Genomic DNA, 2,977 nt, shown 5'->3' with positions numbered 1-2,977 from the left:
TGACCCGCCGTAGCCGCTCCCTTTCCGCAGGCCCAGGGTCCCCGCCGATGCTGAAGCGACTTGTCGCTCCCCGCTCAGGGCGGGTCGCCGTAGCCTTGCGGCCACACCGACGGGGGAGAGCGCAGGGCCGGGCGCCGTAGCCCCTCGCTTCCGGACCGCCCATGGTCCCCGCCCGATCACCTGTGGCCTCGCTCCTCCCCTGCGAGCCGTCCCTGGTCTTCGCCTGGGAAGGACGGAGCCAGATCACTCGTGGGTTCCGGCGCGGGGACGGAGGGCCGGGCGTAACACTCAGGAGGCGAAAGAGGGGCCGAGGCGGGCATCCCGCACTTCTGACGGGTGGAGAGCAAGGACGGCAGGCCCATCGTGTACGTCCACGAGCTCGATCCGGCCACCGGCGCGTACGGGCTCACCGGCATCCACCACGGGCGTCTGACCGTCCCGGCGCCCTTCCCCATCGACATCGACCTGGACGCGTAGAGGATCCCCTCTCAAGGTCCGTCTGCGGGCGGTCCTCAGCCTGCCTGGGCGGCGGCCTTGGCGGCGAGGGGAAGCGCCTCGGCCACGCGGGTCAGCGCCTCGTCGTCGTGGGCGGCCGAGAGGAACCACGCCTCGTAGGCCGACGGCGGCAGGTAGACACCCTGGTCGAGCATGGCGTGGAAGAACGCGCGGTAGGCGGCGGTGTCCTGCTTCTGAGCCGCGGCGAAGTCGGTGACCCGCTCCTCGGTGAAGAAGATCGAGAACAGGTTGCCCGCGCGCTGCAGACGGTGCGGCACCCCGGCGGCGGCCAGGGCGTCGGCGGCGGCGCGGCCGATCACCAGGGCGGCGGCGTCGATCCGGTCGTAGACCTCGTCGTCGCAGCCGCGCAGGGTCGCCAGGCCCGCGGCGCAGGCCAGCGGATTGCCGGAGAGCGTGCCCGCCTGGTAGACCGGGCCCTCCGGGGCGAGGTGGGCCATCACGTCGGCCCGGCCGCCGAACGCCGCGGCGGGCAGGCCGCCGCCCATGACCTTGCCGAAGGTCATCAGGTCGGCGTCCACCGGGTCGAGGCCGTACCAGCCGGCCTCCGAGACGCGGAAGCCGGTGAGCACCTCGTCGATGATCAGCAGGGCGCCGTGCGCGGTGCACAGCTCGCGGAGCGTGGCGTTGAACCCCTCCAGCGGCGGGACGACGCCCATGTTGGCCGGGCACGCCTCGGTGATGACGCAGGCGATCTCGTCACCGAAGGCGCTGAACGCCTCGGTCACCGCCTCGACGGAGTTGTAGGGCAGCACGACGGTGTCGGCGGCCGAGGCGCCGGTGACCCCGGGAGTGTCGGGCAGGCCGAAGGTGACCAGGCCGGACCCGGCCGAGGCGAGCAGGGCGTCGACGTGGCCGTGGTAGCAGCCGGCGAACTTGACGACCTTGGAGCGGCCGGTGAAGCCGCGGGCCAGCCGTACGGCGGACATGGTGGCCTCGGTGCCGGAGCTGACCAGGCGGACCTTCTCCACCGGCGCGACCCGGGCGACGATCTCCTCGGCGAGCTCGACCTCGCCGGGCGTCGCCGTGCCGAAGGAGGTGCCGTCCGCCAGCGCCTCCTGCAGCGCCTCCACCACGGCCGGGTGCCGGTGCCCGAGGATCATCGGCCCCCAGGAGCACACCAGGTCGACGTAGCGGTTGCCGTCCACGTCGGTGATGTAGGGCCCCTGCCCCGACGCCATGAAGCGGGGGGTTCCCCCGACTGCGCCGAAGGCCCGGACCGGGGAGTTGACGCCTCCCGGGACGATCTGGCGGGCGCGGGCGAACAGGTCCTCGGACTTCTCAGTACGGCTCACGCCCTCCAGGGTAGCCACGCCCCACACCCTCTTCGCCGCCCATGTCGCCCTCGCGGCCCGCCATTCTCCACACCCACTTCACCGTCTCCGTACCAAACCCTTTGACACATCAACTCTTGATGGGTTCAATAGATGATCGGATCAAGGAGGCGGTCGTGGAACGGGTCGGAACCCCCGAGGACAGGTTCTTCCAGGACCTGATGGGCGGCTGCGCCGAGGTGCGGCAGGCGTTCGCCCGCCATGTGGGGATGAACGGTCACCGTCTCCACACGCTGATGCGGCTGTGGCGGAACGGCGAGACGAGCCACAGCGACCTGCGCCGGGCCCTCGCGATCGACGGTGCGAGCGTCACGCGCATCGTCAAGGACTTCGAGGCCGAGGGGCTGGTCGGTCGCCGCGTCGACCCGGCGGACAACCGCTACACCCTGGCCGGGCTGACCCCCGAAGGCGAACGGGCCGCCGCGGAACTGGCGCGGGCACACCAGGACTACCAGGAGCGGCTCCTCGACGGCGTCACCGCCGAGGAGCGGGAGACCGTACTGCGGGTCCTGGGCCGTCTGCGCGCCAACGTGGAACTCATACCCCCCGAACAGGAGCGAACCAGATGACGGACGACGCGAAGGCCCTCGCTCACCGCATGTACGAGGCGTTCAACACCCGTGACGTCGCGGCGGCCGAGACGATCTTCTCGGCGGACTTCGTGAGCCACCCCCTGGGCACCGTCGGCGTCGAGAGCGTCGTGAAGGCCTGGGCCGGGATGCACGCGATGTTCCCCGGCCTCAGGGTCGTCGTCGAGGACGTGCTCTCCGACCGGGACGGGGCCGCCGTCCGCACGACCCTGCACGGCACCCCGGCGGACCGGCCCCCCATGATGATGGAGTTCTTCCGGGTACGGCACGGCCGCATCACCGAACTGTGGGGCCTGTCCACCCTCTCCCGCCCCTGAAGTCCCCTTCCATCCACCGAACCGGTCCGTCCCCGACCGGCTGCTTCGCCGGTGAGGACCGTGAGCGGTCCGGAACTGAGGGGCTACGGCGCCCGGCCCTGCGCTCTCCCCTGTCAGTGTGGCCGCAAGGCTACGGCGACCAGCTCTGGGCAGGGATCAACGGTTGGCTTCAGCATCGGTGAGAACCGTGGGCCGCCGGAAAGGAAGACGCTACGGCGGGTCG

Annotated in this window: 4 protein-coding genes; 3 read left to right on the top strand and 1 reads right to left on the bottom strand. The window is 71.5% G+C overall.

Annotation, left to right across the window (positions count from 1 at the left end):
• Nucleotides 1-336 precede the first annotated feature (336 nt).
• Nucleotides 337-477, top strand: coding sequence for a hypothetical protein (locus tag ACZ6W9_RS36895; protein ID WP_389971012.1), 141 nt, complete (start codon nucleotides 337-339; stop codon nucleotides 475-477).
• 35 nt (nucleotides 478-512) lie between these two features.
• Here ACZ6W9_RS36895 and hemL read toward each other — a convergent pair whose 3' ends face one another.
• The gene (hemL, locus tag ACZ6W9_RS36890) at nucleotides 513-1,808 is read right to left on the bottom strand and encodes a glutamate-1-semialdehyde 2,1-aminomutase (RefSeq protein WP_389971015.1); all 1,296 of its coding nucleotides are present in this window, start codon (nucleotides 1,806-1,808) and stop codon (nucleotides 513-515) included.
• 155 nt (nucleotides 1,809-1,963) lie between these two features.
• Between hemL and ACZ6W9_RS36885 the strand changes: the two genes are divergently transcribed.
• Nucleotides 1,964-2,416: a MarR family winged helix-turn-helix transcriptional regulator gene (locus ACZ6W9_RS36885; RefSeq protein ID WP_389971018.1), complete on the top strand. Its 453-nt coding sequence runs from the start codon at nucleotides 1,964-1,966 to the stop codon at nucleotides 2,414-2,416.
• On the top strand, nucleotides 2,413-2,754 hold the full coding sequence (locus ACZ6W9_RS36880; RefSeq protein WP_389971021.1) for an ester cyclase: 342 nt from the start codon (nucleotides 2,413-2,415) through the stop codon (nucleotides 2,752-2,754). Before ACZ6W9_RS36885 ends, ACZ6W9_RS36880 begins: the two co-directional genes overlap by 4 nt.
• The last annotated feature ends 223 nt before the right edge of the window (nucleotides 2,755-2,977 follow it).

The organism is Streptosporangium sp. NPDC053982 (assembly GCF_055585205.1).
The sequence above is the reverse complement of the archived record's forward strand: the minus strand, read 5'-3'. Positions and strand labels throughout refer to the sequence as shown.